Origin of the sequence: Flavobacterium sp. LC2016-13, assembly GCF_009707955.1 — a bacterium.
GTDB lineage: Bacteria > Bacteroidota > Bacteroidia > Flavobacteriales > Flavobacteriaceae > Flavobacterium.
The window spans coordinates 1-5454 of record NZ_WMDQ01000031.1; the positions used below are offsets into that span (position 1 = coordinate 1).

Annotated in this window: 2 tRNA genes and 3 rRNA genes; all 5 read right to left on the minus strand. The window is 46.8% G+C overall.

The features are described 5' to 3' along the window. Positions 1-18 precede the first annotated feature (18 nt). A 5S ribosomal RNA gene (gene rrf, locus GKZ86_RS25095) occupies positions 19-128 on the minus strand. Positions 129-286: 158 nt separating this feature from the next. Beyond that, positions 287-3169: ribosomal RNA gene (locus GKZ86_RS25100) — 23S ribosomal RNA — on the minus strand. 152 nt (positions 3170-3321) lie between these two features. Further along, positions 3322-3398 (minus strand) — tRNA-Ala (locus tag GKZ86_RS25105). 154 nt (positions 3399-3552) lie between these two features. Continuing rightward, positions 3553-3626: transfer RNA gene (locus tag GKZ86_RS25110), tRNA-Ile, on the minus strand. A 126-nt stretch (positions 3627-3752) separates the two neighbouring features. Continuing rightward, positions 3753-5266, minus strand: a 16S ribosomal RNA gene (locus tag GKZ86_RS25115). Together the 16S, 23S and 5S rRNA genes with 2 tRNA genes alongside form the textbook arrangement of a ribosomal RNA operon. Between the last annotated feature and the right edge of the window lie 188 nt (positions 5267-5454).

The window sequence follows — 5454 nt, forward strand, 5'->3', positions numbered from 1 at the left end:
AATAGGGTGTTTTCAAAAGAAAGGCGACGACATACTCTCCCACATAACTGCAGTACCATCTGCGCAGGCGGGCTTAACTACTCTGTTCGGGATGGGAAGAGGTGAGCCCCGCCGCAATAACCACCTTAAGAAGTTATAATTGCTTTGGGCAATTTTTTTCAATTAATAATTGATAATTTACAATTAATAATTAAAATAATATCTTAACATACTGAGATAAAGAAAGGTTTTTATTTATTAGAAAGTTTCTTCTCTCTCTGGTCTGGGACCAGAGAGAGAAAAGGGTGTACATAAGCTTACGGATTATTAGTACTACTCGACTATGACATTACTGCCTTTACATCTATAGCCTATCAACGTGGTCATCTTCCACGATCCTTAAAAGAAATCTCATCTTGTGGTGGGTTTCGCGCTTATATGCTTTCAGCGCTTATCCCTTCCAAACGTAGCTACTCTGCGGTGCCCCTGGCGGGACAACAGATACACTAGAGGTTTGTCCAATTCGGTCCTCTCGTACTAGAATCAGATCCACTCAAATTTCTAACGCCCACAGTAGATAGAGACCGAACTGTCTCACGACGTTCTGAACCCAGCTCGCGTGCCACTTTAATGGGCGAACAGCCCAACCCTTGGGACCTTCTCCAGCCCCAGGATGTGACGAGCCGACATCGAGGTGCCAAACCCCCCCGTCGATATGAGCTCTTGGGGGAGATCAGCCTGTTATCCCCGGCGTACCTTTTATCCTTTGAGCGATGGCCCTTCCATGCGGAACCACCGGATCACTATGCTCTACTTTCGTACCTGATCGACCTGTATGTCTCTCAGTCAAGCTCCCTTATGCCATTGCACTCTACGCACGGTTACCAAGCGTACTGAGGGAACCTTTAGAAGCCTCCGTTACTCTTTTGGAGGCGACCACCCCAGTCAAACTACCCACCAAGCAATGTCCCCCGCAATACGGGGTTAGGCCTCAGATAAACAAAGGGTTGTATTTCAACAATGACTCCACAACGCCTGGCGACGCCACTTCACAGTCTCCAACCTATCCTACACATCATTTATCCAAGGTCAATACTAAGCTATAGTAAAGGTGCACAGGGTCTTTTCGTCCCACTGCGGGTAAACGGCATCTTCACCGTTACTACAATTTCACCGAGCTCATGGCTGAGACAGTGTCCAGATCGTTACACCATTCGTGCAGGTCGGAACTTACCCGACAAGGAATTTCGCTACCTTAGGACCGTTATAGTTACGGCCGCCGTTTACTGGGGCTTCAATTCAATGCTTCTCCGAAGATAACATCTCCTCTTAACCTTCCAGCACCGGGCAGGTGTCAGGCCCTATACTTCATCTTACGATTTTGCAGAGCCCTGTGTTTTTGATAAACAGTCGCCTGGACCTCTTCACTGCGGCCCCCATTGCTGGGGGCGACCTTTCTCCCGAAGTTACAGGTCTATTTTGCCTAATTCCTTAGCCATGAATCTCTCGAGCACCTTAGGATTCTCTCCTCAACTACCTGTGTCGGTTTACGGTACTGGTACTAATTACCTGAAGTTTAGAGGTTTTTCTTGGAAGCCCTTAGGCGCACTATCTCTTTGTCCGAAGACTCCGAGTACTATCGTATTTCCCCAAGACGCGTGGATTTGCCTGCGCATCTTATAGGTAGGTACTTCAACGAACTATTCCGTCAGTTCGCGGCGCTTTCATCACTCCGTCACCCCATCACAGTAATTAGTAGTACGGGAATATTAACCCGTTAGCCATCGACTGTCCCTTTCGGGTTCGCCTTAGGACCAGACTAACCCACAGCTGATTAGCATAGCTGTGGAAACCTTAGTTTTTCGGTGTGCGGGTTTCTCGCCCGCATTATCGTTACTTATGCCTACATTTTCTTTTCTAACCAGTCCAGCATACCTGACGATACACCTTCAACCCTGTTAGAATGCTCCCCTACCACTTACAGTAAACTGTAAATCCATAGCTTCGGTAATACACTTATGCCCGATTATTATCCATGCTCGTCCGCTCGACTAGTGAGCTGTTACGCACTCTTTAAATGAATGGCTGCTTCCAAGCCAACATCCTAGCTGTCTGGGCAGACAAACCTCGTTCTTTCAACTTAGTGTATATTTGGGGACCTTAGCTGATGGTCTGGGTTCTTTCCCTCTCGGACTTGGACCTTAGCACCCAAGCCCTCACTGCTGTGAAACATTATATAGCATTCGGAGTTTGTCAGGAATTGGTAGGCGGTGAAGCCCCCGCATCCAATCAGTAGCTCTACCTCTATATAACTTATGCACAGCGCTGCACCTAAATGCATTTCGGGGAGTACGAGCTATTTCCGAGTTTGATTGGCCTTTCACCCCTACCCACAGGTCATCCGAAGACTTTTCAACGTCAACCGGTTCGGACCTCCACTGTGTGTTACCACAGCTTCATCCTGCCCATGGGTAGATCACACGGTTTCGCGTCTAACACTACTGACTAAAGCGCCCTATTCAGACTCGCTTTCGCTACGGATCCGTGGCTTAACCACTTAACCTTGCCAGCAACGTTAACTCGTAGGCTCATTATGCAAAAGGCACGCCGTCACCCCACGAAAGGGCTCCGACCGCTTGTAAGCGTATGGTTTCAGGATCTATTTCACTCCGTTATTCACGGTTCTTTTCACCTTTCCCTCACGGTACTGGTTCACTATCGGTCTCTCAGGAGTATTTAGCCTTAGCGGATGGTCCCGCCAAATTCAGACAGGGTTTCACGTGCCCCGCCCTACTCAGGATACCACTATCTATTATACTCGTTACCCATACGGGACTATCACCCTCTATGGTGTCACTTTCCAGTAACTTCCGGTTCCTTGTACATAAAATATCGTGGTCCTACAACCCCAACAATGCCGTAACATCATTGGTTTGGGCTAATCCGCGTTCGCTCGCCACTACTTACGGAATCACTTTTGTTTTCTTCTCCTCCGCCTACTTAGATGTTTCAGTTCAGCGGGTTTGCCCACCTATCGGTGTACTATGTCTTCAACATAGTGGGTTGCCCCATTCAGGTATCTACGGATCAATCGGTGTGTGCCCGTCCCCGTAGCTTTTCGCAGCTTATCACGCCTTTCATCGCCTCTGAGAGCCAAGGCATCCCCCATACGCCCTTATTTTGCTTATTGTACCAATCTTAAAATTAATTAAGACCGTTTTTTTTGTCTTTTACTATAAATAGTAAAAAACGCTTTCTACTTTTTATTATTTTCTTATCTCAATATGTCAATGAACTTTGTTTTGCTTTAAGCTTTACGCTTTAGGCAATAAGCTTTCGCTTTGGTGGAGAATAACGGAGTCGAACCGTTGACCTCCTGCGTGCAAGGCAGGCGCTCTAGCCAGCTGAGCTAATCCCCCATTTTTCAATCTTAGATTGTAGAATTCAGATTTTAGATTTCTTAATTCTTCTCTAATTTCTTTTGGTGAATTCCAACTTCCAGAATTTCCTTTTTCTAAGTATACAGTCTTTTTAATGATCAATTGACAATTATCAACTATCAATTTTAAAAAGTAGTCCCGGGCAGACTCGAACTGCCGACCCCTACATTATCAGTGTAGTACTCTAACCAGCTGAGCTACGAGACTCTGTTTTACTTAAAATTTATTATTTGAACTAACAGCAAGAGTAAAATAGTCTTAAAATCAAAACCTCTAAAGCTTCTTCTTTTTTCCTCAGCGTGTTGATAAATCAACTAACACTTGAGGCTCTAGAAAGGAGGTGTTCCAGCCGCACCTTCCGGTACGGCTACCTTGTTACGACTTAGCCCTAGTTACCAGTTTTACCCTAGGCAGCTCCTTGCGGTCACCGACTTCAGGCACCCCCAGCTTCCATGGCTTGACGGGCGGTGTGTACAAGGCCCGGGAACGTATTCACCGGATCATGGCTGATATCCGATTACTAGCGATTCCAGCTTCACGGAGTCGAGTTGCAGACTCCGATCCGAACTGTGACCGGTTTTATAGATTCGCTCCTGGTCGCCCAGTGGCTGCTCTCTGTACCGGCCATTGTAGCACGTGTGTAGCCCAAGGCGTAAGGGCCGTGATGATTTGACGTCATCCCCACCTTCCTCACAGTTTGCACTGGCAGTCTTGTTAGAGTTCCCGACATGACTCGCTGGCAACTAACAACAGGGGTTGCGCTCGTTATAGGACTTAACCTGACACCTCACGGCACGAGCTGACGACAACCATGCAGCACCTTGTAATTTGTCTTGCGAAAGATCTGTTTCCAAACCGGTCAAACTACATTTAAGCCTTGGTAAGGTTCCTCGCGTATCATCGAATTAAACCACATGCTCCACCGCTTGTGCGGGCCCCCGTCAATTCCTTTGAGTTTCATTCTTGCGAACGTACTCCCCAGGTGGGATACTTATCACTTTCGCTTAGCCACTGAAATTGCTTCCAACAGCTAGTATCCATCGTTTACGGCGTGGACTACCAGGGTATCTAATCCTGTTCGCTACCCACGCTTTCGTCCATCAGCGTCAATCCATTAGTAGTAACCTGCCTTCGCAATTGGTATTCCATGTAATCTCTAAGCATTTCACCGCTACACTACATATTCTAGTTACTTCCTAATAATTCAAGTCTAACAGTATCAATGGCCGTTCCACCGTTGAGCGATGGGCTTTCACCACTGACTTATTAAACCGCCTACGGACCCTTTAAACCCAATGATTCCGGATAACGCTTGGATCCTCCGTATTACCGCGGCTGCTGGCACGGAGTTAGCCGATCCTTATTCTTACGATACCGTCAAGCTCCGACACGTCGGAGTGTTTCTTCTCGTATAAAAGCAGTTTACAATCCATAGGACCGTCATCCTGCACGCGGCATGGCTGGATCAGGCTTGCGCCCATTGTCCAATATTCCTCACTGCTGCCTCCCGTAGGAGTCTGGTCCGTGTCTCAGTACCAGTGTGGGGGATCTCCCTCTCAGGACCCCTACCCATCGTAGCCTTGGTAAGCCGTTACCTTACCAACTAGCTAATGGGACGCATGCTCATCTTTTACCGTTGTGACTTTAATAATAACTCGATGCCGAGTCATTATACTATGAGGTATTAATCCAAATTTCTCTGGGCTATCCCTCTGTAAAAGGTAGATTGCATACGCGTTACGCACCCGTGCGCCGGTCTCAAGCTCCGAAGAACTCTACCCCTCGACTTGCATGTGTTAAGCCTGCCGCTAGCGTTCATCCTGAGCCAGGATCAAACTCTTCATCGTATATTGTTGACCTGATTAAATCAGATCGTATTGTTATTCGAATCAGTCTCTATCGGTTCTTTTAAATCTCTCGATTATCTTACTCTTTATTCTTTTGTTTTAACATCTCTGTTAAAACGGCTGTCAATTCAATATGTCTACGAACGTGTTTCAATTTGTTTCGCTTGTGTTTCAAAGCGGGTGCAAAA